The organism is Bacillus sp. N3378-2at, assembly GCF_033412715.1.
Classification (GTDB): Bacteria; Bacillota; Bacilli; order Bacillales; family Bacillaceae; genus Bacillus; species Bacillus subtilis.
Genome location: NZ_CP117986.1, coordinates 3,053,534 through 3,078,567 on the forward strand (window position 1 = coordinate 3,053,534; position 25,034 = coordinate 3,078,567).

Below are 25,034 nucleotides of genomic sequence, written 5' to 3' on the forward strand. Positions count from 1 at the left end.
TAAATCCAGTTATTCTGTCTCTTCTTTAAACCCGAGAAACAATGTAGCTATAAAAGCAGAGACGGCTGCGATCAAAAAACCGATCATATAATGAACAAAATTCGCGGCGCCAAACGGCAGCACAATTGAAATCATCGGAATGCCTGTCAGCCCGTAGGAATTTGCCACAACTTGTACCGCAACCACGTATGCTCCGCCAATAGCACCGCCGATGGCTGCTCCGATAAAGGGACGGATCAATTTGAGATTTACCCCGAATACAATCGGCTCAACAATGCCTAAAAACGCGGTCAGAGAAGCGGGGAGCGCAATTTTCTTCAGGCTTGATTGTTTCGTTTTGAGGAATACCGCAAGCCCCGCTCCGCCTTGGGCCACATTCGCCATCGACCATATCGGCACTAAAAAGTTGACACCGACATGCGGATTAGCAAGCAGCGTTGCCTCAATTGCATAAAAGCTATGATGCAATCCAGATAGGACGATGGTGGAGTAGATGCCGCCGAAAAGAGCTCCGGCGGCAATGCCGGCGTGATCATAAATATAGACGATCGATTGTGTCATGATCTGGCCGATGATGGACGCGGCGGGATTCATCACAATCAGCGCGAGGCATCCTGTCACCATGACCGTAATAAAGGGAATGATCACGACATCAAGCGACTTCGGCACAATCGATTTTAATAGCTTCTCAATTTTGCTCATGACAAAAACGGAAAGAAGAATCGGTATCATGGAACCCTGATAGCCCATCATTGGGATATGAAGCCCCCATATGTCTAAAGAAGACGGGGTTTTGCTGCCGAGCATAGACGGGTCCAGCAGATCAGGATGCGTCAAAAGCCCTGCAATCACTGCCCCTAGGTATGGGTTGCTGCCAAATTGCCGTGCGGCACTGAAGCCAACTAAAATCGGCAGTAAAATAAAGGCTGTGCTGGACACGAGGTCGAGCATTTTAATCCATGGGCTGCCGGCAGCGAACCAGTGAAACACTTTAATCATGCCGATCAGCCCCATGAGCAGGCCGCTTGCTGTTATTGCCGGAATAATCGGCACAAAAATATCGGATAGTGTTTTCGCAAAAGCTGCGGCGGGGTTCAGCTTCCGGCTGGCTTTTTTCTGGTTGACAGGCTCTTCAGAAGGCGCGGTCTCCCATTCATGAACGACTTCTTTATATATTTTGTTGACGACGCCTGTTCCGAAGATAATCTGGAAAAGCCCATAGCGGAAAAAGGTGCCCTGCACACCTTGCAGGTTCTCAATGGCATGTATATCAATTTTCGTCTCGTCCTTTACATCAAAACGAAGACGGGTCGTACAATGGCTGATGCTAATAATATTGTTTTTTCCTCCTGCGAGCAGCAATAATTCTTTTGCAATCTCTTTCTGCAAGCAATCAAAACCTCCTTTGCTGAAGAAAAGTCGGCTTGTTCATCGTATCAAATGAAAAGTTGACAATCAAAATGAAAAAAGTGAGAAATAACGGCTGAAAATGACAAAAATGCCCGCGTCGACGACGGAGCATGAGAATAGGGGTTGTCCAAGGCGCCGTTATGAGCCCAACACGAAAAGAAGAGTTAAAATGCCCTGCTTTTTAGGCACTAATACTCCCTTTGCATCATTGGGTCTTGCCTGCCTGCCCAGTCACAATCCCGCCATATGTGGTGATAACTGTAATAACGTTCATTTTATGCTGTTCATGGCTGTATAGCAATAGTATGAAAAGCCTGTACAATGGATGGGAAAAAGGTTGTGTGTGATGTTCTTAGAATGTAAAAAACCTTTAAGACCTGGAATGCAAGTCTTAAAGGTTTTTGGTTACTTTTCGGTTTGACGGCGTTCAGCCGTTTTTGCAGCTTTGTTTTTTCATTGGATGCTTTTAATTGATTCACTGCAGACTGAGCGGATGCCTTTGATTTCTTTGTTTTGTCTTTTTCCGCTTTCTTCACTTTTGCCTTGGCAGTTTCCACTTTTTTTGCTTCAGCCGCCGCCACCTTTTTCTTCACTTTGTCTAACCGTTTTTGCAATGCTGTTTTGTCCTTGCCTGCTTGAAGCTGATTGACGGCTGATTGTGCTTTTGCCGCATTTGCATCAGTTGATTTCTTTTCAGCCGCAGATACGGATTGCTGTGCCGTCTTCAAATTGGTGCTCTTCACTTTGTTAAGGCGTTTCTGCAGGGACGTTTTTTCTGAACTTGCAGGCAGCTTGCCAATTGCTGATTGTGCGCTGTCCACATCTGTTTTCTTTTTGCTTTTTTCCGCTTTCGCAACTTTGTCTTTCGCTTGCTTTGACGCGATGTAGCGTTTTACTTGGTCTAAGCGTTTTTGCAGGTTCTTTTTGTCTGTTCCGTTTGGCAGCTTGTTGATGGCGGTTTGTGCTGTATCAACGGTTTGCTGTGTTTTATATTTTTCTGCATTTGCGACTTTGTCTTTCGCATCTTTTACATTTCTGTATGACTGTACTTTATCCAGTCTTTTTTGCAGGGCAGTTTTGGCGTCGGAGCCCGGCAGCTGGCTGACGAGTTCTTGCGCTTTGTTGATATCGGTTTGTGCTTTTGTTTGTTCCGCTTTTTTCACCGCTTGCTCTGCTGCCGCGTACGCTGAATCTGTTGCCTGTGCTTTATATTGGATTAAGCCGTAGCCAAATTGCTGATCGCGGCCTGCGGTACCAAGATCAACGATATTTCTCCGCATTTCCTCGCGAAGCTGGACGTTTGTCTCGGCAGGATCACGCTGTTTTAACAAGGCAAACATGGCAGCGGCGTGCGGTGTCGCTTGGGATGTTCCGCTTCCCGTTGCATAATACTGGTTTAAGTAAGTGCTTGTGATGTTTGTCCCCGGTGCTGAAAATTCAACTTCATCTCCAGTTGTTGAGAAGGAGGCAAGCTGATTCTTTTCGTTTGTTGCTGAAACCGCAACGACACTGCTGTATGCCGCCGGATAATTCACTGGCTTGCCGTTTCCGTCGTTACCGCTTGCGGCAACAAGCAGAACACCTTGTTCATATGCTTTGTTCACGGCGTCATGAAGGATTTTGCTGTCTGACGTCGTGCCAAGGCTCATATTGACGATGTCCATCCCGTTTGCGATCGACCAGTCAATTCCTTGGAGAAGACTTTGAAGATCCCCCGAGCCGTTCTGATCAAGCGCTTTAACCGCGTATATTTGTGCTTCCGGTGCGATGCCGTCAATTCCGTAGCCGTTATGCTTGGCTCCGATAATTCCTGCGACATGTGTTCCGTGGCCGTTATCATCTTTGTAAGAAGAGGTATAACTGACAGCTGAATACCCGCCGGCAATCGACAGGTCATCGTGGGGGGAGATCCCGCTGTCAATGACGGCAATTTTGATATTCTTTCCTGTCAGTCCTGCCTTCCAAGCCTGTTTCACCTGAATGGGCTCAAGGTTCCATTGCTCAAAGTTGTCAGAGGTGTCAGTGCCGTCTGACAGCACTTTGAAATCCGTGCTGTCTGCTGCGGTAAATGATACGTTGTTTTCTACATACAAAATATCAGGATCCTGCTTTAATTCTTTTACTGTCTCCTGGTCTGCTGTGACCGCTACCGCGGGAAGATGTTTATACTGCTGTTCAACATCAGCATCACTGTCCAGGATGGTTTCCTTTCCGGCCTTGTTTTTATAAACCACAATAACCTCTTTCTCGCTGCTGTTTTGCGCATGAGCGAGAGGGCCTATGGTGAGAAAACTGAAAAACAGAGTGACTGATACAACAAGTTTGCAAGACATGTTTTTCATGATTCATCTCCTTTTTCTATGATGTTTGATATATATATCGGAGAAAAAAAGAGAGATTAATAGTAAGAAGGAAAAAAATTTTCATAGGCAAGGTTGTTTAGCAAAATACAGATTTTTTCCGCATGAAGAGGAAATTTTCCAAATGAATTTGTAAGCGTTTTCAAAATAAGATAAAGAAAACATTGCGGAGGTTGTTCACAAAGCAATGAGAAAAGGGGGCTTTTAAGATGAGCGCATTCACTCGGGTGATGGAGGAAAAAATAATGCCTGTCGCCGGGAAAATTGCCGGGCAGCGGCATCTCAGCGCTTTGCGTGACGGAATTATCCTGACCATGCCGCTGATTATTATCGGGTCTGTCTTCTTGATTTTAACGAGCCTGCCGATTCCGGGGTATGCTGATTTCATGGCGAGTGTGTTTGGGAACGAGTGGGCCGATAAGCTCGGATATCCTGTTAACGCTTCGTTTGATATTATGGCGATGATTGCCGCTTTTGGGATCGCCTATCGGCTGGCGGAAAGCTATGGTGTCGATGCCCTTTCTGCCGGAGCGATTTCAATTGCCGCATTTCTGCTGGCAACGCCGTTTGAGGTGCCGTTTACACCGCATGGCTCAACGGAACCCATCATGGTAGGGGGCGGAATCCCGATCACGCTGCTTGGCAGCAAGGGCTTATTTGTCGCCATGCTGATCGCCTTGTTTTCAACCGAAATCTATCGGTACATTATTCAAAAAAATATCGTCTTCAAAATGCCAGACGGTGTGCCGCCTGCGGTAAGCAAATCGTTTGTCGCGCTGATTCCCGGCTTTATCATTGTGTTTCTCGTGTGGCTGGCGCGCCTTCTGATTGAAATGACACCTTTTCAGAGTCTGCACAATGTCGTAGGAGACCTGCTTGGCACACCGCTTTCCATCCTAGGCGGCAGTCTCGGCGGAAGCCTGATCGCTGAATTTGTGCAGATGCTGCTTTGGTCGTGCGGGATTCACGGGGCTTCCATCATTGGCGGAATCATGGCGCCGATTTGGTACGGCGCGATGGATGCCAACCGTCTCGCCTTCCAAGCGGGCGAGGCGCTGCCGAGTATTTTTACGACTCAGTTCTTTCAAATTTGGATCAATGTCGGCGGGAGCGGGGCGACGCTGGCGCTTGTCCTGACGATGCTTGTGCGCTCCCGGAGTAAACAAATGAAGCAGCTTGGACGATTAGGAATCGGCCCTGCGCTATTTAATATCAACGAGCCGATCATTTTCGGCATGCCGATTGTCATGAATCCGCTCCTTATTGTCCCATTTATCATCGCACCGCTCCTCACGATTACCGCGACTTATATCGGCATGAGCACCGGGCTGGTGGCAAGACCGGCCGGAATCGCGGTGCCGTGGACGATGCCGCCGCTCATATCAGGCTACCTGGCGACAGGCGGAAAGGTGTCGGGCGCCGTTATGCAGCTGGTAAACCTGCTGATCACCTGTGCTATCTACTATCCGTTTTTCAGAATATGGGATCATCAAAAATGGCGGGAAGAGAGTGCGGTTGAATCTGGCGGATAAAAATGTGATGTGATAGATGATCGGCCTGTCATAGGGCTGATCATCTCCTTTTAAACGAAAGAGAATGTTAGAATATGTAAAGGAGGTGCGCATGCTAGATTATATATGGTTAGATGACGAATCACCAATCTTACAACAAGTACCAGTTGAATACTCATCTGCTGCACTTATCTTTTCTCCTTTTATCCAAATGCCTGAAGGATGGGAGAATGCAAAAAGAAAAAATGATTACGAGCATATTTATCCAAACGATGATGAAATAAGAGGAATAGGCAAGGCTGTTTCCTGGAAGAAGGTTATGTCTTCTTGCGGCTTTCAAACACATGCTGAGCTGGCGCTGGCTTTAATGACGTCGATAGGTGCTTTAAGGGACGAGTTCGCGAGAGAGGATTTGGCTGAGGTGTTACATGAAAACATAAATGGAGACCTCTATTATCCCAGTGAGGATCATATTTCAAATTTTCATATTCCGAGTTTGGTAAAGGTATTAGGTGCGAACGGATCCAATCGGTTTTATTACGCAGAACCGATTGTGGAAAACCGCGGCGTTTTGGACATAACTGAGGCCAACTTGCGGACGGTTCTTGATGAAGCCGCAGCAGAGCTCGTTTTAACTGATGAGAAAATGGATTTTGTGTTTATGAGTGTATATGACTCATTCATTAATGTCTTTTTAGCCAAAGATAAAAACATCCATGAATTGGTTGAGCGTATGGGCTGGGAAGCTATGATTTGCGATGAGTCAACGTATATCAGTTGGTATAGATAAAAAAAGAACGTACATCACAAAATGTACGTTCTTTTTTTTTATCGCTGAAAGAACTCAATCCACTCACCGTCAGGGCCTTCGATATAGAAATAACGGTATCCGTTTGGAAGTGTTGTGATCTCCTCGTCGATAAATTTCGCGTTCATTTTTTTCGCTTTTGTATATTCAGCCGCGATGTCATCAGTCAGCAGGGCAATGTGGTGCACTTTTCCTTCAGCGGGAAGCTCGCTGCTGTAGCCTTGAATCAGTTCAATTTCTGTTTCCGGTCCGTCTTCAAAGCCAAGAAATGCAAGCTCGATTACACCGTTCGTGTGTGTGATGCGATCCTTCAATTTCATGCCGAGTACCTCTTCATAAAATGTGATGGACGCGTTAATATCTCTTACCATGATGCCTGTATGGTCAATTCGTTTTGCCATGCTGCTCCTCCTCGTAACTCTTTTTGTCTATCGTAGAAAAACCTTTCCTTTCTGTCAATGCAGACATCTTGGCGTTTTGTGGTACGATAAGAGAAAGCAAACAGAAAGAGGACGACATATATGAAGCTACTCACCCTAAAGAAAGCACACGCTGCCAAAATCAAAAAAGGCTATCCCCTTATCGAAAAAGAAGCTCTCGCAGGGAGTGCGGGGCACATGAAAGAAGGAGACATCGTTGATATCGTGTCTGAGAGCGGCGAGTTTCTCGCGCGGGGCTATTACGGCCTGCAAAATAAAGGGGTCGGCTGGACGCTTACCCGCAATAAACATGAACAGATTGACCAGGCATTTTTTCTCACCAAATTAACAAAAGCGGCCCAAGCGCGCGCCAAACTATTTGAGGCTCAAGATACAACGGCTTTCCGCCTGTTTAACGGTGAGGGCGACGGTGTCGGCGGCGTCACCATCGACTATTATGACGGCTACCTGCTGGTACAATGGTACAGCAAGGGCATTTACACCTTTAAAGATATGCTAATTTCCGCTTTGGATGAGATGGATCTTGATTATAAAGCGATTTACGAGAAAAAACGCTTCGACACAGCTGGACAATACGTTGAAGATGATGACTTCGTGAAAGGGAAAAGAGGCGAGTTCCCGATCATCATCCAGGAGAATGGCATTCAATACGCGGTGGATTTGAATGAAGGCGCCATGACGGGCATCTTTTTGGATCAGAGACATGTGCGCAAGGCGATCAGAGACCGCTATGCAAAAGGGAAAACCGTTTTAAATACATTTTCTTATACGGGTGCATTCTCCGTGGCAGCGGCGCTTGGCGGAGCGGAGAAAACAACAAGCGTCGACGTGGCAAACCGAAGTCTGGCCAAAACGATCGAGCAATTCAGCGTGAACAAGCTGGATTACGAAGCGCACGACATTAAAGTGATGGACGTTTTTAATTATTTTTCATATGCTGAAAAAAAGGATTTGCGCTTTGATCTGATTATTCTCGATCCGCCTTCCTTTGCGCGCACAAAAAAACGCACCTTCAGCGCGGCCAAGGATTATAAAAACCTGCTGAAGGAAACGATCGCCATCACTGCTGACAAGGGTGTCATTGTTGCCTCTACAAACAGCAGCGCATTTGGCATGAAGAAATTCAAAGGCTTTATCGATGCCGCATTTAAAGAAACAAACGAACGCTACACCATCATTGAGGAATTTACGCTGCCGAAGGATTTCAAAACGATTTCGGCATTTCCGGAAGGCAACTACCTGAAAGTGGTCCTTCTGCAGAAAAAGTAATGAAAAAGCTGCCCTGTTCAGGGGCAGCTTTTTTTTATGTAGAAATGATCTGCTGGACGCGGCCGATGCGGCCATCTTCAAGCCGGACTTTAATGCCGTGCGGATGAAAGCTTGATTTCGTCAAAATATCCTTCACTGTCCCTCGCGTCAGTTTTCCTGTTTTTTGATCCTCTTTCAATACAATATCCACCTGCAACCCTTTCGAAATGCTGTTTCGCTCTTGCCCGTTCATAACGCACATCCTTTCTTTTGTTCATTATAGTCATTATGGTTTAAAAGTAACAGCCGGCTGATGAAGTGTATGTTTGTTTTTTTCAGCCTTCATTAAATATAATGTCAGGCCAAAGCCTGCTATGCTCAGAATGCCAAAAAGCAAGTAGACTGCGAAGATCGACACGTAGTCAAAAATGTACCCGCCTGCAAATGTGCAGAACCAGTTGCCGAACCCGTTGCCGATGGCGGCGTACATGGTCAGTGCCGTCGCTTCAACGTGTCTTGGGGTAATCTTTTTCACATATTGAAGCGCCGCCGGGATAAATAAACCGATGGCCACTCCCTGAAGAAAGACCGTCACATATATGATCCATAGTGAAGGCGCCGTGAAATAGAGCGCCCACCTGAATAATGAGACTCCGCCTGACAGCATAATGACGTTGAGCAGCCCCATTTTATCTATAAATGTTTGGGCAAACCGCATAAATGGTATTTCTGAAATCACGCCGATGAAAAATAAAATGCCGATAGCGGAAAGAGACGCGCCGCTTTTGTCCAGAAAAAGACTGAAATACGTATTGTTCGCTAAGTTTGGAGCAAATGTCGTAAAGGTGATGATCATAAAGATGAGGAAGGTTTTGTTGCTGATAAGCTCCCGGAATCCTTTGCGGATATTGACCTTTGTTTTCGTTTTCTGCTGGCCCGGCATTTGAGAAGCCAATATGGCGGCAATGCACAGAAAGGCACAGCCAAAGATAAAGATCACGTGAATGGGGTACAGCTGGTTCGTCACCTGTCCCATGGCAAACACCGCGACGCCGAAGCCGAGAGAACCAAACAGGCGGATTCCGCCGTAGTTGCCGTTTGTTTCTTGTGTGTACCTTAGTGAAATGCTGTCCGAAAGTGGAATAATCGTGCTTTGAAAGGCTGCAAAACAGGCCGCAATCAAAATAAACAGAGGGAAACCGTCAAATGCAATATAGGCTAATCCAATGATGCCTGTGATTGATGTGCAAACCGCCAGCAGGCCTTTCGTTTTTTGCGTATAGTCGCTCAGCATGCCCCAAAACGGCTGAAAGAAAATCATCACAATCGGGCCCAGTGACATGATCAAGCCGACCTGTGATCCGCTTAAATGCTGTTCCTTCGTTAAATACATACTGAGTAAGGGAATTATGCTGCCCGTACCGAGAAAAGCAAACAAATAAAATCCTTTTAACGCGGCGTAATACCGCCTCACCTGCAAGTTGTGCATCAGGGTGCCTCCTTTGGTATCCGCAAAATACATTATATTGGAATTCGCCAGCTTTTCAATAAGGGGAAGCACATAAAAAAAACTGCCCTCGAGAGGACAGTTTTTTACATAAATGAAAGCAAAAACGGCGCCGCGCAAAGCGTCATAATCGCAGCTAAGATCATCGATACGCTGGAAATCGTGCCGGACACAGAGCTAAGCTCAAATGCCTTTGACGTTCCCGCTCCGTGCGCGCTTGTGCCGAGCAGCACGCCCCGCGCGATTTCGTTATCAATGCGGAAATAACGGATGACCATCGGACCGATCACTGTGCCGAGCAAAGCGGTTAAAATCACAAACACGGCTGTGACGGCAGGCATTCCGCCGATCATTTCAGATACGTTCATCGCGATCGGCGTTGTCACTGATCTCGGGACGAGGCTGTCAATTAAGCCGGTGCCGAGGTGAAGCCATTTCGCAATAAGAGCGGTAGAAATAATCGCGATGCATGAACCGACGGCCACATTCAAAATAATTTCCACTGCGTATTTCTTTAAAACAGGGAAATATTTATATAGCGGGATCGCGAATGCCACGGTGGCCGGCTGTAGCATATCGGTCAGCAATCCGCCGCCGAGATTATAGGACTCGTACGGGACATTCACCAGCAGCAGCAGACCGACTAACACAGCGGGCGTCACCAATAGCGGCGACGTATAAACACGCGGAAAGCGTTGATATACCTTTTTTGCTCCTAAATACACCAAAACCGTTAAAAACAAGCTTACAATTCCGATGAACACGTATGCTTTTTCTCCTTTCTCTTTGCAATGAGTTGTGTAAGCGTTCCTGTAGACACCATCACGACAAACGTGCTGATGATGACAACAAGCAGAATGCTGACACCAAATTTCGACATAATGTCTCCGTATTCAATCACTCCGACGGCAGACGGGATAAAAAATAAAAGCAGCTCCCCGAGAAGCCACGTTGCACCAAGCTCGATCCATTCAAGCTTGATAATGTTAAAGTGCAATAATGTGAAAAGAATCACAATCCCTATTATACTGCCGGGAATATTTATATGAAGAAGGGCTGTCACCCAATTAATCAGCCGAGCAAATATAAATAACAGAGCGATTTGAATAACGGTTAGCAACAGTTTTTTCATATTGATGCCTCCCTTATATACTTATTGTACATAAGGTCTCGCTATAGGTAAAATATATATTAAGAATAAGAAGTATTCCTTTTGTCTATAGAAAGGGTGAAGCGCATGGATATCCGCCATTTAACATATTTCTTGGAAGTCGCCCGTTTAAAAAGTTTTACGAAGGCTTCCCAATCCCTTTATGTTTCTCAGCCGACGATATCAAAAATGATCAAAAATTTAGAAGAAGAGCTCGGAATTGAACTGTTTTACCGAAACGGCAGGCAGGTAGAACTGACTGATGCCGGTCATAGCATGTATGTGCAGGCGCAGGAAATCATTAAATCATTTCAAAACCTGACGTCAGAATTAAATGATATTATGGAAGTCAAGAAAGGGCACGTACGGATTGGACTGCCGCCGATGATCGGATCGGGGTTTTTCCCGAGAGTGCTCGGCGATTTCCGTGAAAACTATCCGAATGTCACCTTTCAGCTAGTCGAAGACGGTTCTATAAAAGTCCAAGAAGGTGTCGGGGACGGCTCTCTTGATATCGGCGTTGTGGTCCTTCCCGCAAACGAAGATATCTTTCATTCGTTTACAATCGTAAAAGAAACCTTAATGCTTGTCGTTCACCCTTCCCACCGGCTGGCTGATGAGAAAGAATGTCAGCTGAGTGAGTTGAAGGACGAGCCTTTTATTTTCTTCAGAGAGGATTTTGTCCTGCACAACCGAATTATGACGGAATGTATCAAGGCTGGGTTCCGGCCCCATATCATTTATGAAACATCACAATGGGATTTTATTAGTGAGATGGTATCAGCCAACCTTGGGATCGGGCTTTTGCCGGAACGGATCTGCCGCGGCCTTGACCCGGAAAAAGTGAAAGTCATTCCGCTTGTCGATCCGGTCATCCCTTGGCACCTCGCCATTATTTGGAGAAAGGACCGGTACTTGTCGTTTGCGGCCAGAGCTTGGCTCGAACATACGAAATCGTATTTATGGGACCCGAAAAAAGAAAGTAAAGGATGATGCAAACATGGATGCACAATCAGCAGCAAAATGTCTTACTGCTGTCCGCAGGCATAGCCCACTGGTGCATAGCATAACCAACAATGTCGTAACGAATTTCACAGCAAACGGCCTGCTCGCGCTCGGCGCATCGCCCGTTATGGCGTACGCAAAAGAAGAGGTCGCCGATATGGCGAAAATTGCGGGTGCACTCGTTTTAAATATCGGAACGCTGAGCAAGGAGTCAGTCGAAGCGATGATCATCGCGGGAAAATCAGCTAATGAACATGGCGTTCCCGTCATTCTTGATCCTGTCGGTGCCGGAGCAACACCGTTCCGCACTGAATCGGCACGTGACATCATTCGTGAGGTGCGCCTTGCTGCAATCAGAGGAAATGCGGCGGAAATTGCCCATACCGTCGGCGTGACCGACTGGCTGATCAAAGGTGTTGATGCGGGTGAAGGCGGAGGCGACATCATCCGGCTGGCTCAGCAGGCGGCACAAAAGCTAAACACGGTCATTGCGATAACTGGTGAAGTTGATGTCATAGCCGACACGTCACATGTATACACCCTTCATAACGGCCACAAGCTGCTGACAAAAGTGACAGGCGCCGGTTGCCTGCTGACTTCCGTCGTCGGTGCGTTTTGCGCTGTGGAAGAAAATCCATTGTTTGCTGCTATTGTTGCCATTTCTTCTTATGGGGTCGCCGCTCAGCTTGCCGCAAAGCAGACGGCTGACCAAGGCCCTGGAAGCTTTCAGATTGAATTGCTGAACAAGCTTTCAACTGTTACTGAACAAGACGTCCAAGAATGGGCGACTATAGAAAGGGTGACTGTCTCATGACTCGTATTTCTCGGGAAATGATGAAAGAGTTATTATCTGTTTACTTCATTATGGGGTCAAATAATACGAAAGCCGATCCTGTTACAGTTGTACAAAAAGCGTTAAAAGGCGGTGCCACCCTGTACCAGTTCCGTGAAAAAGGCGGGGATGCGCTGACAGGAGAGGCTCGGATTGAATTTGCTGAAAAAGTGCAGGCAGCCTGCCGTGAAGCCGGTGTTCCGTTCATTGTCAATGATGATGTGGAATTGGCTCTGAAGCTGAAAGCTGACGGTATCCACATCGGCCAGGAAGACGCAAACGCGAAAGAGGTAAGAGCTTCCATAGGTGATATGATTCTCGGCGTTTCTGCTCATACGATGTCTGAGGTGAAGCAAGCTGAAGAAGACGGAGCGGATTATGTCGGGCTTGGGCCGATCTATCCGACTGAAACGAAAAAAGATACGAGAGCGGTACAAGGGGTATCTCTTATTGAAGCAGTTCGCCGCCAAGGCATCAGCATTCCAATTGTCGGCATCGGCGGCATCACAATAGATAATGCCGCACCTGTTATCCAAGCGGGGGCCGATGGTGTCAGTATGATCAGCGCCATAAGTCAGGCGGAGGATCCTGAGAGTGCTGCACGCAAGTTTCGGGAGGAAATTCAAACGTATAAAACAGGAAGATAATCGTTCATCTTTCTTCAAAAAGCTGTTCTGTAAAAGGACAGCTTTTTTGCTTTCCATCAAGGTTTTCAGACCTTCAAATTTTAATTGACAAAGGACAGGAACTGGCTATGATTATGTTATACAATGATAATCATTTTCAATTATAGGAGGAACATGATGGCTCGGGGGCTGGCGCTTATTCTATTCAGCTTGTTGATGGTTTTCGGTTCTGCGGCACATGCGGAAGATGATCCGATCGCCGCATTAATTCAATTAAACAAGCAAATGATCAAATCCGTAACAGACGGGGATATGGATTCGGCACAACAAACGTTTGAAACCTTCAAAGCGAAGTGGAAAAAAGAAGAACCTTCTATTAAAAAGGAAAACCTTTCTTCTCACAGCGAAATGGACGCGAATATCGCGATGATTTCTCTTTCTTATATCAATCAAGATACAGGCAAGCTCAAAACACAGCTTGAAGAGCTTTCGTCTCATTTAGAAACCTATCAGCAGGCTGTCGTGCTGAAAAAGACATCCTCAGGTCAATCAAGGGCGTCCTTAACAGCCTATATACACAGCTTGAAAGACACAAAACAGTTAATAGAAAAAAAACAATTGGAAGCGTCATCCGCAATCGACAATTTAGTTACATCCTGGCTCGCCGTTGAGGGAGACGTCGTTTCCCAATCGAAAGAAGCCTATACGACATCGGAGGAAAATCTGGCGCTGATGAAGGCGGAAATCGGCAGCCATCCCGAAAAGGTATCAAAGCAAATTGACGAAATGATTCAATTGCTCGAGCCGATCGCTTCAAGCAGCTACAGCTGGTGGGATGCGGCGCTGATCCCGATTCGTGAAGGAATGGAGGCCCTCCTTGTCATCGGAGCGCTATTAACCATGACAAAAAAAGCGCGGGTCACGCGCTCCTCGGCATGGATCTGGGGCGGGGCGTCCGCTGGCATGGCTGTTTCCTTAGCAGCCGGCATCGGTGTCACGGTTCTGTTCTCCTCCAGTGTATTCGGAGAAAATAATTTCTTGCTTGGCGGCGTTACCGGTGTACTGTCCGCTATCATGCTTTTGTATGTCGGGGTGTGGCTGCACAGAAACGCCTCAATGGATAAATGGAGAGAAAAAATCAATATCCAGAAGTCACAGGCACTAAAAAAACGAAGCCTGCTTTCCTTTGCGCTCATTGCATTTCTGGCCGTTGTAAGAGAAGGACTCGAAACGGTCATCTTTTTCATCGGGCTTGTCGGGAAGCTCCCGCTCACTGAACTGATCGGCGGAACTGCCGCAGGGCTTATCGTTCTCGTCATCGTCGGGGTTCTATTGATCAAGCTCGGACTGCGCATTCCATTAAAGCCGTTTTTTCTTCTATCAATGGCGGTTGTCCTGTATATGTGCGTGAAATTTCTCGGAACTGGCGTTCACAGCCTTCAGCTGGCGGGCATTCTTCCGTCTGATGCAGAAAGCTGGCTGCCGTCTGTATCGGTGCTGGGAATTTATCCGTCTGTGTACAGCACGATTCCGCAAATGTTGATTTTACTCTTTTTACTGATTGCGCTTGTTTCAGAAACGGCAAAACATTTTACAAACGGAAAGGAACTGACAAAATGAATTTCACAAAAATCGCTGTATCAGCCGGATGCATCCTTGCGCTGTGCGCAGGCTGCGGAGCCAACGACACATCTTCAACTAAAGAAAAAGCTTCATCTGAAAAAAGCGGGGTCACTAAAGAAATCACCGCATCCGTAAATAAAATGGAAACCATCATTTCCAAGCTGAATGACTCAGCGGAAAAAGGAGACCAAAAAGAGATTGAAAAGAAGGGGAAAGAGTTAAACAGCTACTGGCTTTCCTTTGAAAACGATATTCGGAGCGACTATCCATTCGAATATACAGAAATCGAAAAACATCTTCAGCCAATCTACACAGAAGCGCAAAAAGACAAACCGGATGCAGCAAAAATCAAGACAGAATCCGAGTCATTGAAAGCATCCTTAGAAGACCTGACAGAAGCGAAGAAGAGCGGCAAAAAGGCTAGCGATCAGCTGGCAAAAGCAGCGGATGAGTATAAAGGCTATGTCAAAGAGCAGAGTGACCAGCTTGTCAAAGCGACTGAAGCATTTACGGGTGCTGTGAAATCCGGCGATATCGAAAAGTCCAAAACGTTATATGCGAAAGCGCGTGTTTATTATGAGCGAATCGAACCGATCGCTGAAAGCCTCGGAGATCTTGACCCGAAAATTGACGCCCGAGAAAACGATGTTGAAGAAGGAGACAAATGGACAGGCTTCCATAAGCTTGAGAAGGCCATTTGGAAGGATCAAGATATTTCCGGGGAAAAGGCAACAGCTGACCAGCTTCTCAAAGATGTAAAAGAGCTTGACGGTTCAATTCAATCACTGAAATTAACCCCTGAACAAATTGTTGCAGGCGCGATGGAGCTTCTGAACGAAGCCGGAATTTCGAAAATCACGGGAGAAGAAGAGCGCTACTCACGAATTGATCTAGTGGACCTTATGGCAAATGTGGAAGGCTCAGAAGCCGTTTATCAAACAGTGAAAAGCGCGCTTGTAAAAGATCACTCCGACTTGACGGAAAAACTGGATACGGAGTTCAGCGAATTTGAAGTTTTAATGGCAAAATACAAAACAAGTGATCAGTCCTATACGTCTTATGATAAATTAAGTGAAAAGCAAATCAGAGAGCTGAGCACAAAGCTGACGACTCTTTCTGAAACCATGTCGAAGATTGCGAATGTGCTATAAAAGGAGTTTTGTAACAGCATGAGCGATGAACAAAAAAAGCCAGAACAAATTCATAGACGGGACATTTTAAAATGGGGGGCAATGGCGGGGGCAGCCGTTGCGATCGGTGCCAGCGGACTCGGCGGTCTCGCTCCGCTTGTTCAGACTGCGGCTAAGCCATCGAAAAAGGATGAAAAAGAGGAGGAGCAGATTGTTCCGTTTTACGGAAAGCATCAGGCCGGAATCACAACTGCCCATCAGACGTATGTCTATTTTGCTGCGCTGGATGTAACAGCAAAAGACAAAAGCGACATCATTACGTTATTTAGAAACTGGACAAGTCTCACACAGATGCTGACATCTGGCAAGAAAATGTCATCGGAGCAGAGAAATCAATATCTGCCCCCGCAGGATACAGGTGAGTCTGCTGATTTATCCCCTTCCAACTTAACGGTCACATTCGGATTTGGGCCTGGCTTTTTTGAAAAAGACGGAAAGGACCGCTTCGGGCTGAAAAGCAAAAAACCGAAGCACCTAGCCGCTCTTCCAGCGATGCCTAATGACAACCTGGATGAAAAGCAGGGAGGCGGGGACATCTGCATTCAAGTATGTGCAGACGATGAGCAAGTGGCGTTTCACGCGCTGCGTAACCTGCTAAATCAAGCGGTCGGCACTTGTGAGGTCCGTTTTGTGAACAAAGGCTTTTTAAGCGGAGGAAAAAATGGCGAAACACCGCGCAACCTCTTCGGATTCAAAGATGGAACAGGCAACCAGAGCACGGAGGATGACAGCTTGATGAACTCGATCGTGTGGGTTCAGTCCGGTGAGCCTGACTGGATGACGGGCGGCACCTATATGGCTTTCCGGAAAATCAAAATGTTCCTTGAGATATGGGACCGCTCTTCCCTCAAGGATCAAGAGGATACCTTCGGCCGCAGAAAAAGCTCAGGGGCGCCTTTCGGACAGAAAAAGGAAACAGATCCCGTGAAGCTGAATCAAATTCCGTCTAATTCGCACGTCAGTCTAGCGAAATCTACGGGAAAACAAATTTTGCGAAGAGCTTTCTCTTACACAGAAGGACTTGATCCGAAAACCGGCTATATGGATGCAGGTCTCCTGTTTATCAGTTTTCAAAAAAATCCCGACAATCAGTTTATCCCGATGCTGAAGGCTCTTTCAGCAAAGGATGCGTTAAACGAATATACACAAACAATCGGTTCTGCTTTATATGCATGCCCAGGCGGCTGCAAAAAAGGAGAATATATTGCCCAGCGTTTGCTGGAATCATAAAAGAAGCCTTTACAGGCTTCTTTCAGCGTGTCGACAAACCCTCGCATTCGTTGTCAAGCCTGTGCGTTGGTGCTCACGAATTAGAGCATTCGCTCCGCTCCAATGCTCGGCTTTCCTAGACTTCAAGGGTTTTCAATCACGCTGAAAGGATGACAAAATCCTAAAACTTTTTAGGATTTTGTCAACAATCTGAAAGAAGCCTTAATCGGCTTCTTTATTTAAAAAACAGTTGTAACTTTAATTGTTACAGTTTAAAATCAATTTATACGAAAGGAGATTATCATGACAGTACACATTAAAGTTTATTCAGATTACGTCTGCCCATTTTGTTTTGTTGGAAAAGCCGCTTTTGAAGAAGCGATAAAAGGAAAGGATGTTGAAGTCGAGTGGATGCCGTTTGAACTGCGCCCAAGTCCATCTCCTCAGCTTGATCCGGTCAATGATCCTTCCAAACAGTACATGTGGCAGACATCGATTCAGCCAATGGCGGAGAAATTAGGAGTCGAGATCAATTTTCCAAACGTCTCGCCCCATCCGTATACAGACCTCGCGTTTGAAGGCTTCCATTTTGCGAAGGAATACAATAAAGGACATGAATACAACACCCGTGTCTTTCAGGCGTTTTTCCAAGAGGGCCAAAATATCGGCGACATTGACATCTTGACGAAGCTCGCCGAGGAAGTGGGATTAGACGGTGCATCATTCAAATCAGCACTGGAAACAAGAACATATCAGGACGTGCAGCGCCAAGCCTTGAAGCACGCTTATGAAGAGGCTGACATCACAGCCGTTCCAACCTTTATTATCGGCGACACTGTAATTCCAGGTGCTGCCGGCAAGGATGTATTTGAAAAAGCGATTTCTGACGAGCAGAAGAAAAAGTAAGGAAAAAGCTCTCGATAAAGAGAGCTTTTTTATTCCTGTTCCATATGGACGCCAGTATGCGCCTTCACCTGTATTTCTGCAAACGTATCTTCATCAATTGTTTTATCAGACGACAGCATCGTTCCGAGCCACGCGCCGAGAAAGCCGAGCGGGATGGAAATAATTCCTGGATTAGACAGCGGAATGAGCGGATCACCGGTAAAAATAGCACCTCCGGCCGGGTCCCACACACTAGGGCTCATCGATACCAGCACAAGCGCGCTGATCAGGCCTGTCAGGCTGCCCCATAGAGCGCCTGAGGCATTGAATCGTTTCCAGAAGACTGTAAACACAATCAGCGGAAGGTTTGCGCTGGCGGCTACCGCAAACGCGAGTGCAACAAGGAACGCCACATTTAAGGATTGTGCAAAAATCGCAAGGAGAATCGAGAGTACTGACACGGCGACAGAAGCCCATCTGGCCGCTTTCATTTGTTCTTTTTCAGTTGCTTCTCCCTTTCTGATGATCTGGCTGTAAATATCATGGGCAAATGCTGAGGCGGCAGACAGCACCAACCCTGTCACGACAGCCAAAATGGTGGCAAAGGCGATAGCTGATACAAACGCGAACAGAAAGTCTCCCCCGAGCGCTTTTGCTAAAAGCGGAGCCGCCATATTTCCCGCTTGATCAGCCGCTGTAATCGCGTCAAAACCGACAAATGCCGCGGCACCAAAGCCGAGAAAAACCGTCATAATGTAAAACACACCGATAATCCATGTCGCCGACACAACGGATGTACGGGCCGTCTTGGCATCCTTAACGGTATAAAACCGGATCAATATATGCGGAAGCCCGGCGGTTCCCAGCACGAGTGCCAAGTTTAACGACAAGGTCTCAAGCGGCACCTTGTATTTATTTCCGGGATTCAAAAAATCAGCGCCAAGCGGAGTAGCCGTTTTCATCTGTTCAAACATGGTATTAAGGCTAAAGCCGAATTTCGAAAACACGATAATCGAAATCACGAGTGTGCCGGCCATCAGTAAAACAGCTTTAATAATTTGAACCCAGCTTGTCGCGATCATGCCGCCAAACACGACATAAATGGTCATCAGCACTCCGACGATGAGGACAGCCGCGGTATAATCCAGCCCTAGAAGCAGTTTGATCAGCGCTCCCGCCCCCACGAGCTGGGCGATCATATAAAAAGTAGAGATGGCAATGGTATTGAGAGCCGCGACACCGCGGATTTTCTTTTCTTTAAAGCGAGCGGCAATCATGTCTGCCATCGTGTACTTTCCAAGATTCCGAAGCGGCTCCGCCACGATGTACAAGACAACGAGATAAGCCACCAGAAAACCGATGCTGTAAAAGAAGCCATCAAATCCATATAACGCAATCATTCCGGCAATCCCGAGAAACGAGGCGGCAGACATGTAGTCACCGGCAATTGCCAGTCCATTCTGAACGCCGGTGAGCCCGCCGCCCGCCGTATAAAACTCACTCGTCGTTTTCGTCCGCTTCGCTGCAAAATACGTGATAATAAGCGTCAGACCAACAATCGCCAAAAATAATAAAAAAGCAGTCATATTCATATCTGTTCACCCTTCAGATCCTCTTTTAAAGCGCTTACATACCGATCGAAATGAGCGGCTCTCCGGGAATACACAGTACTCAGTATCCAGGTCATAGCGAATTGGGCGATGGCGAACAGCCAAGCCCATGAAACAGCTCCAATGGCCGGTGCATTCAAAAAGGTGAAATAAGATGTCAAAACAGGAAGTGAAAAATAAAAGACAAAAAAGAAAATCGCAGAAGGAACAATAAAAGCGCGTTTCTGCTTTAAAAAAGCTTGAAAAGACGGCGTTGCAGCAATCTGTTTATAATCAGCTTTGTACATGGCTTTCCTCCTTTTATTCGCTAAACGTAAGCAAAAAGGTACACCAATAGGTATGTACTGAAAGTCTGATTTATGCGTTGAACAATATCTGGAGGATGAAAAAAGAAGGAAGTCGTGAAGAGGTGAACACAGTGGTCTAAAGACAGGCGAAGGTTTTCAAGCTCGGCCGTGTATAAACGAGTTTGCTTTCAAAACCTCACCGAATGCAGCTTGTTCTCAGCAAAGCTGCTGTTTACCAGAGCACGGTTATCATGTTCGCATCACCTCTTTATGACAATGCATGTGCCAAGAGGTGATCGCATCACCGGCTGTCTGTCGTAGTTAGCTGACACACCGTTTGTCCTCAAGCTCAGCGCAGCGATTTGCTTTTGAATAGAGGATATGGTGAAAACTCAGATCAGGTGATAGAAAAGCCAGAGGTAAATAGATCCGCCTGTTCGGACTAGTCTTGCCGGACGGTTTTTTTGTGGTTTTTCTTTCTCGATGCTGTCTCAGATTCTAAAAACTGCCTCACATCATGAATGCCTAATCCAATGGATCTAGCTTCTTGAATTAACATATGCCAACCTTTGTCCAAATCTTTTTTAACATGAGTTTTCATAGTAACCTCCAATTGTATAAAATGTTTTCCTGCAACATGCGGGCAATAAAAGACAAGCCAGCGCGATGATGAGGCGAGTACAACAAATTTCACACATAGTTGATCGGTGTTCACAAACTGAAGGAAAAACCACCTACCTATTCCCTAAAAAAATGACTAATATAACCAATGGACCTTATTTATAATAATAAACAATTAAATACTGACTGGATAGTATGTAAATGAAAATAAATCATTTAGCCTATTAAAAATGACCCCTGGGAAACCGAATAGCATAACCGTTCAAAGAAATAAATACCGCTAAAGATTGATCCGGTGTAAGATAAGGGTAATCATTACCGCCAGGAGAAAAATATGAAAAAAAACAAATTTCAAATTAAAAGAGAAGCAACATTTGAAAGTATTATAGACGCTGGCGTGAATTTGTTGATTGACCGAGCGTATGATCCGGTTTCTGTAGAAGATATCAGCAGAGCCGCCGGGTACAGCAAAGGAGCATTTTATGTTCATTTTGTCAGCAAGGACGATTTTCTGCTGTACCTTCTCGAAAAACGTCAGATGAAAAAAAAGATCATTATAGGGTATCTTGATCAAATGGAGCGGGAGTCAGTGAAATCGCTGACATTGGACGAGGCTGCAAAACACGCTGCAGAACTGCTTTATTCCTATTACATAAATAAGCCGTCGTGGGACATCACCTCGTTTGCCATGAACATGCCGACATATAAAGTCTTAAAGAAATGCAAGGCCTATGTCCGGCTGTACGAATTGTGGGTGGAAGAAAATGTGTTATATATTAAGTGGCTGAAGGAGAGAAAGCTGATTGACGCCTGTATTGATCCTGAATATACGGCTAAAATAATATGTGCAGTCCTCGACGGAATCATTAAACAATCATATGTATTGGGCCAGCCAGCCACCTTCCGCAGCTTTTTAGACGCACTCTCGGTATTTTTTACTTTAGACAGAGAGCACGAGACGCCAAGAATTTTGAAAAGTTTTTCAGAAAGCGAGGAACATCAGTGAAGTATAGAGAAATAATTATGTATATCATTATGGGGGTTTTCACAACCATTGTGAATATCGCCAGCTTTTATATATTGGTAGAGATCATGAATGTGGATTACAAAGCCGCCACTGTTGCCGCTTGGATTTTGTCCGTGCTGTTTGCTTACATAACAAATAAATTATATGTGTTTCAGCAAAAAACACATGATCTGCAGAGCCTGCTGAAAGAGCTCACTGCTTTTTTCAGCGTTCGGGTCCTGTCTCTCGGCATAGATTTAGGCATGATGATCATTCTTGTCGGCCAGTTCAATACAAATGAAACCTTGGCCAAAATACTCGACAACGCGGTCATTGTTGTCGTCAACTATGTTGCGAGCAAATGGCTCGTCTTTAAAAAAACAAAAGAAGAAGGGGTATGAGAGGACTGCAGCATATGATCTGCCGTTTTCTATGGAGAAATAAGGGGAATAAAAAAAAACCAGAAAGGTGATTGCACATGCGGGAAGAGCTAAAGGGGATATTTGCAAGTGTATTCGGAGAAAAAGAGGGATTACGGTTTTTTTTCGCACCTGGAAGAGTGAATCTGATTGGAGAACATACAGACTATAACGGCGGGCATGTATTTCCGTGCGCGCTGACAATGGGTACATATGCTGCTGTTGCAGAAAGAAAAGACGGGCTTGTCCGGATGTATTCAGATAACTTTAGAAACGCAGGCATCAAGGAATGCAGCCTTGACGACATTCGCTATCAAAAAGAAGACGACTGGGCGAACTACCCAAAAGGCGTGATTTATGAATTTCAACAGAGGGGATATGCAGTTCCCCATGGCTTTGACATTGTATTTTCAGGGAATATTCCAAACGGGGCGGGGCTGTCGTCTTCCGCTTCTATTGAACTGCTGATGGGGGTCGTGCTCCAAAACTATTTTCATCCTGAAGTAGATGCGCTTGAGCTTGTGAAAATGGCGCAGCATGCGGAAAACCATTTTATCGGCGTCAATTGCGGAATTATGGACCAATTTGCAATTGGAATGGGGAAAAAACATCATGCGATGCTGCTGAACTGTGACACGCTTGACTATGAATATAGCAAACTCAATGTCTCAGGCCTCGCGCTGGTCATCGCGAATACGAACAAAAAAAGAACATTGGCTGACTCAAGCTATAATACGAGACGCCAAGAATGCAATGATGCATTGCTTGATCTGAAAAAAGGCCTCGATATTACAGCACTGGGCGACATCAAGCCTTCTGATTTCGATGCGCATTCCAGCCTGATCCAAAATGAAACGAACAGACGCCGGGCAAAGCACGCTGTATACGAAAATCACCGTGCTATCAAGACGGCCCATATGTTCAAAGAGAACAATATAGATGAAATCGGGCAGTTAATGAAGGAATCCCACCTTTCATTGAAGGATGACTATGAAGTAACATGCCCTGAACTTGATGAGCTTGTGTTTGCGGCATGGGATCACGAAGGTGTAATTGGATCAAGAATGACGGGAGCAGGCTTTGGCGGATGCACCATCAGCATTGTAAAAGATGAGTTCGTTGATGATTTTATTCAGAAGGTTGGAGACAGATATCAAGAAAAAACAGGGCTCCGAGCGGACTTTTATGTCGCGGATATCGGAGAGGGAGCGAGAGAACTAAAGGGGGAGTGACATATGAGTATTATTGAACATCTGGAACAGCTGCTTGAGTATGGCCTGGAACGAAAATTGATTTCGATCTGGGATCGGGAATATACGAGAAACCGTCTTTATGAAGCGCTGGGCATCACACATCCCGAGCCGGTCTCCAGCACCAGCATCAAGCAGTCACAAAGCCTGCCGGACTTGCTAGCTCCCATCTATAAATGGGCTGCGGAAACCGGCCGAATGGAAGCGGATACAGATACGTACCGTGACCTGCTCAGCGCAAAGCTGATGGGCTGTTTTGTGCCTGCCCCGTCCGAGGTCATTCGCAAATTTGAAGAGACAAAAGCATTATACGGCCCAAAACAGGCGACAAAGGAATTCTATCAATATTCAGAGGATGTCTATTATATACGGACTGACAGAATTGCCAAAAATGTTCATTGGACGGTGCCGACCGAATATGGCGAGCTGGAAATGACCATTAACCTATCAAAGCCTGAAAAGGACCCGAAAGCGATTGCGGCTGCAAAAGAGCAGGAACAGACAAATTATCCGATGTGTTTGCTGTGTAAAGAAAATGTCGGCTTCGAGGGAAGCGTGAATCATCCAGCCCGGCAAAATCACAGAATCATTCCGGTCATCCTTGAGGACGAACAATGGTTCCTGCAATTCTCGCCATATGTCTATTATCCGGAGCACTGCATTGTCTTAAAAGGTGAACATGAACCGATGGAGATCAGCAAAAAAACATTTGGAAGGCTGCTGGCATTTCTTGGCCAATATCCGCATTATTTTATCGGTTCAAACGCGGATCTGCCGATTGTCGGCGGCAGCATCCTAAGCCATGATCATTTCCAAGGCGGCGCGCATGATTTTCCAATGGCACGTGCAGAAGCGGAAGACGTTTATGAATTAAATGATTATCCCGGCGTGTCGCTGGGCTTAGTGAAGTGGCCGATGTCTGTGCTCAGGCTCCAAGGAGACGAACCGGGTCATGTCGCCGAAGCTGCTGACCATATCTTCCGCACGTGGCAGACGTATTCCGATGAAAAAGCCGGCATTGCCGCCTATACAGGCGATACGCCCCATAATACGGTCACACCGATTGCGCGGCGCAGGGGAGACTTGTACGAACTCGATATCGTACTGAGGAACAACCGGACGGATGAGGAGCATCCATTAGGAATATTTCATCCTCATCAAGAAGTCCACCATATTAAAAAAGAAAATATCGGCCTGATTGAGGTCATGGGATTGGCGATATTGCCTGGCCGCTTACAGGAGGAAATGAAAGAAACGGCAGCGGCGCTATGCTCTGCTGATCCAAAAACAGCCTTAGAACAAAATCCGCTCACGGCAAAGCATAGTGAATGGGCTCTTCGGATGATGGAAAAAAGAACCATAACAAAAGAGAATGCAGATCTAGTCATAAAAGAAGAGCTGGGACATGTATTCGCTCGCATTCTTGAACACGCCGGTGTATTTAAACAGACAGCAGTGGGAAAACAGGCCTTCAGAAGGTTCATCGATCAGTTGGGCGCCAAACCAGTCAAAAGCCTCAACCGCTAGGGTTGAGGCTTTTTCGATTTTTATGGCAAAACAAACACCCAAAGCGCTGACGCTTCGGGTGCTGCTGCTTTTATCCTCTTTTTCTGGTTAACAGGCTTACTAGAAAGACAACAATGGCTGCGCCGATTACCGCTGGAATAATGGCAAATCCGGCTAGGTGCGGCCCCCATGTTCCAAGCAGCCCGTGTCCGATCCAGGCGCCTATAAGACCTGCGATCATAGACCCGATAATTCCTCCGGGCATATCTCCTTTTACAAACAGGCTTCCAAGCCATCCGATAATAATAGCGACGATAAGTGAAATAAGAAAACTCATCATGCAACACATCCTATTTTTTATTTATTTGCTTATATCATTCCTCTTTTTTGTATAAGATAAACAACTGGATGCTCTCATTAAAAAATACGGACAGTTCAGAGCATATTGGCTCTTCATTGCGCCTTTTCTTTCAATATTTGATGCGTTAAAATGGTAACCGTGTGAAAAGATGCTAGACAAGGAAAAAATAA

At 46.0% G+C, this 25,034-nt stretch carries 24 protein-coding genes and 1 pseudogene; 14 read left to right on the forward strand and 11 right to left on the reverse strand.

From position 1 onward, the window contains the following. Nucleotides 1-9: 9 nt before the first annotated feature. Both sacX and epr read right to left on the reverse strand, forming a co-directional pair. Nucleotides 10-1,389, reverse strand: a complete 1,380-nt coding sequence (gene sacX, locus PUN35_RS16380) for a SacY negative regulator SacX (protein ID WP_014481292.1) — start codon at nucleotides 1,387-1,389, stop codon at nucleotides 10-12. Nucleotides 1,390-1,694: 305 nt separating this feature from the next. Then, nucleotides 1,695-3,752, reverse strand: a complete 2,058-nt coding sequence (gene epr / locus PUN35_RS16385) for a minor protease Epr (RefSeq protein ID WP_014481289.1) — start codon at nucleotides 3,750-3,752, stop codon at nucleotides 1,695-1,697. A gap of 227 nt (nucleotides 3,753-3,979) precedes the next feature. On the opposite strand from epr, the pseudogene celB reads away from it, so the two are divergent. After that, a pseudogene (celB, locus tag PUN35_RS16390) lies at nucleotides 3,980-5,315 on the forward strand (PTS cellobiose transporter subunit IIC). A 78-nt stretch (nucleotides 5,316-5,393) separates the two neighbouring features. Continuing rightward, nucleotides 5,394-6,071 carry a DUF2711 domain-containing protein gene (locus tag PUN35_RS16395; RefSeq protein ID WP_014481286.1) on the forward strand — a complete coding sequence of 226 codons (678 nt, stop codon included), beginning with the start codon at nucleotides 5,394-5,396 and terminating at the stop codon, nucleotides 6,069-6,071. Nucleotides 6,072-6,109: 38 nt separating this feature from the next. Here PUN35_RS16395 and glxA read toward each other — a convergent pair whose 3' ends face one another. Further along, nucleotides 6,110-6,490 carry a glyoxalase GlxA gene (glxA, locus tag PUN35_RS16400; protein WP_014481285.1) on the reverse strand — a complete coding sequence of 127 codons (381 nt, stop codon included), beginning with the start codon at nucleotides 6,488-6,490 and terminating at the stop codon, nucleotides 6,110-6,112. 120 nt (nucleotides 6,491-6,610) lie between these two features. On the opposite strand from glxA, the gene PUN35_RS16405 reads away from it, so the two are divergent. Next, nucleotides 6,611-7,798, forward strand: coding sequence for a class I SAM-dependent rRNA methyltransferase (locus PUN35_RS16405; RefSeq protein WP_014481284.1), 1,188 nt, complete (start codon nucleotides 6,611-6,613; stop codon nucleotides 7,796-7,798). 34 nt (nucleotides 7,799-7,832) lie between these two features. Here the strand turns inward: PUN35_RS16405 and PUN35_RS16410 are convergent, their stop codons facing one another. The 4 genes from PUN35_RS16410 to PUN35_RS16425 form a co-directional block, all read right to left on the reverse strand. After that, the gene (locus PUN35_RS16410) at nucleotides 7,833-8,030 is read right to left on the reverse strand and encodes a YwbE family protein (RefSeq protein WP_014481283.1); all 198 of its coding nucleotides are present in this window, start codon (nucleotides 8,028-8,030) and stop codon (nucleotides 7,833-7,835) included. Nucleotides 8,031-8,063: 33 nt separating this feature from the next. Further along, nucleotides 8,064-9,266 (reverse strand): MFS transporter, encoded by a 1,203-nt coding sequence (locus PUN35_RS16415; RefSeq protein ID WP_014481282.1) that lies wholly within the window; start codon nucleotides 9,264-9,266, stop codon nucleotides 8,064-8,066. 104 nt (nucleotides 9,267-9,370) lie between these two features. Beyond that, entirely contained in the window at nucleotides 9,371-10,048 is a 678-nt protein-coding gene (locus PUN35_RS16420) for a CidB/LrgB family autolysis modulator (protein ID WP_003227371.1), read from the reverse strand. Continuing rightward, a complete protein-coding gene (locus PUN35_RS16425; RefSeq protein ID WP_014481281.1) occupies nucleotides 10,030-10,416 on the reverse strand; it encodes a CidA/LrgA family holin-like protein in 387 nt (128 codons plus the stop codon). Before PUN35_RS16425 ends, PUN35_RS16420 begins: the two co-directional genes overlap by 19 nt. A gap of 105 nt (nucleotides 10,417-10,521) precedes the next feature. Between PUN35_RS16425 and cidR the strand changes: the two genes are divergently transcribed. The 7 genes from cidR (at nucleotide 10,522) to PUN35_RS16460 (ending at nucleotide 17,825) form a co-directional block, all read left to right on the forward strand. Further along, nucleotides 10,522-11,427: a cidABC operon transcriptional activator CidR gene (cidR, locus tag PUN35_RS16430; protein WP_014481280.1), complete on the forward strand. Its 906-nt coding sequence runs from the start codon at nucleotides 10,522-10,524 to the stop codon at nucleotides 11,425-11,427. A gap of 7 nt (nucleotides 11,428-11,434) precedes the next feature. After that, nucleotides 11,435-12,253 carry a hydroxyethylthiazole kinase gene (gene thiM / locus PUN35_RS16435; RefSeq protein ID WP_033881846.1) on the forward strand — a complete coding sequence of 273 codons (819 nt, stop codon included), beginning with the start codon at nucleotides 11,435-11,437 and terminating at the stop codon, nucleotides 12,251-12,253. Further along, complete coding sequence (thiE, locus tag PUN35_RS16440) at nucleotides 12,250-12,918, forward strand: thiamine phosphate synthase (protein WP_014481278.1); 669 nt, start codon at nucleotides 12,250-12,252, stop codon at nucleotides 12,916-12,918. Before thiM ends, thiE begins: the two co-directional genes overlap by 4 nt. A 156-nt stretch (nucleotides 12,919-13,074) precedes the next feature. Further along, nucleotides 13,075-14,517 (forward strand): ferrous ion permease EfeU, encoded by a 1,443-nt coding sequence (gene efeU / locus PUN35_RS16445; protein WP_014481277.1) that lies wholly within the window; start codon nucleotides 13,075-13,077, stop codon nucleotides 14,515-14,517. Then, nucleotides 14,514-15,671, forward strand: a complete 1,158-nt coding sequence (gene efeM, locus PUN35_RS16450) for an iron uptake system protein EfeO (RefSeq protein ID WP_014481276.1) — start codon at nucleotides 14,514-14,516, stop codon at nucleotides 15,669-15,671. Before efeU ends, efeM begins: the two co-directional genes overlap by 4 nt. Nucleotides 15,672-15,689: 18 nt before the next feature. Continuing rightward, complete coding sequence (efeB, locus tag PUN35_RS16455; RefSeq protein WP_014481275.1) at nucleotides 15,690-16,940, forward strand: iron uptake transporter deferrochelatase/peroxidase subunit; 1,251 nt, start codon at nucleotides 15,690-15,692, stop codon at nucleotides 16,938-16,940. Nucleotides 16,941-17,222: 282 nt separating this feature from the next. After that, on the forward strand, nucleotides 17,223-17,825 hold the full coding sequence (locus PUN35_RS16460) for a DsbA family oxidoreductase (protein ID WP_014481274.1): 603 nt from the start codon (nucleotides 17,223-17,225) through the stop codon (nucleotides 17,823-17,825). A gap of 29 nt (nucleotides 17,826-17,854) precedes the next feature. Here PUN35_RS16460 and PUN35_RS16465 read toward each other — a convergent pair whose 3' ends face one another. The 3 genes from PUN35_RS16465 to slrA form a co-directional block, all read right to left on the reverse strand. After that, the gene (locus PUN35_RS16465; RefSeq protein ID WP_014481273.1) at nucleotides 17,855-19,396 is read right to left on the reverse strand and encodes a solute symporter family protein; all 1,542 of its coding nucleotides are present in this window, start codon (nucleotides 19,394-19,396) and stop codon (nucleotides 17,855-17,857) included. After that, nucleotides 19,393-19,701, reverse strand: coding sequence for a DUF485 domain-containing protein (locus PUN35_RS16470; protein WP_014481272.1), 309 nt, complete (start codon nucleotides 19,699-19,701; stop codon nucleotides 19,393-19,395). The genes PUN35_RS16465 and PUN35_RS16470 overlap by 4 nt, the downstream gene beginning before the upstream one ends. Nucleotides 19,702-20,143: 442 nt before the next feature. Continuing rightward, nucleotides 20,144-20,302, reverse strand: a complete 159-nt coding sequence (gene slrA / locus PUN35_RS16475) for a transcriptional regulator SlrA (RefSeq protein ID WP_003243648.1) — start codon at nucleotides 20,300-20,302, stop codon at nucleotides 20,144-20,146. 354 nt (nucleotides 20,303-20,656) lie between these two features. Here slrA and slrC point away from each other — a divergent pair, with 354 nt between their 5' ends. The 4 genes from slrC to galT all read left to right on the forward strand — a co-directional run bounded on the left by slrC (nucleotide 20,657) and on the right by galT (nucleotide 24,524). Then, a complete protein-coding gene (gene slrC / locus PUN35_RS16480) occupies nucleotides 20,657-21,328 on the forward strand; it encodes a transcriptional regulator SlrC (protein ID WP_014481271.1) in 672 nt (223 codons plus the stop codon). A gap of 17 nt (nucleotides 21,329-21,345) precedes the next feature. Then, a complete protein-coding gene (locus tag PUN35_RS16485; RefSeq protein ID WP_003227398.1) occupies nucleotides 21,346-21,729 on the forward strand; it encodes a GtrA family protein in 384 nt (127 codons plus the stop codon). A gap of 77 nt (nucleotides 21,730-21,806) precedes the next feature. After that, the gene (locus PUN35_RS16490; protein ID WP_014481270.1) at nucleotides 21,807-22,979 is read left to right on the forward strand and encodes a galactokinase; all 1,173 of its coding nucleotides are present in this window, start codon (nucleotides 21,807-21,809) and stop codon (nucleotides 22,977-22,979) included. 3 nt (nucleotides 22,980-22,982) lie between these two features. Beyond that, entirely contained in the window at nucleotides 22,983-24,524 is a 1,542-nt protein-coding gene (gene galT / locus PUN35_RS16495) for a UDP-glucose--hexose-1-phosphate uridylyltransferase (protein WP_014481269.1), read from the forward strand. A 70-nt stretch (nucleotides 24,525-24,594) separates the two neighbouring features. Here the strand turns inward: galT and PUN35_RS16500 are convergent, their stop codons facing one another. After that, nucleotides 24,595-24,840: a GlsB/YeaQ/YmgE family stress response membrane protein gene (locus PUN35_RS16500; RefSeq protein ID WP_009968363.1), complete on the reverse strand. Its 246-nt coding sequence runs from the start codon at nucleotides 24,838-24,840 to the stop codon at nucleotides 24,595-24,597. Between the last annotated feature and the right edge of the window lie 194 nt (nucleotides 24,841-25,034).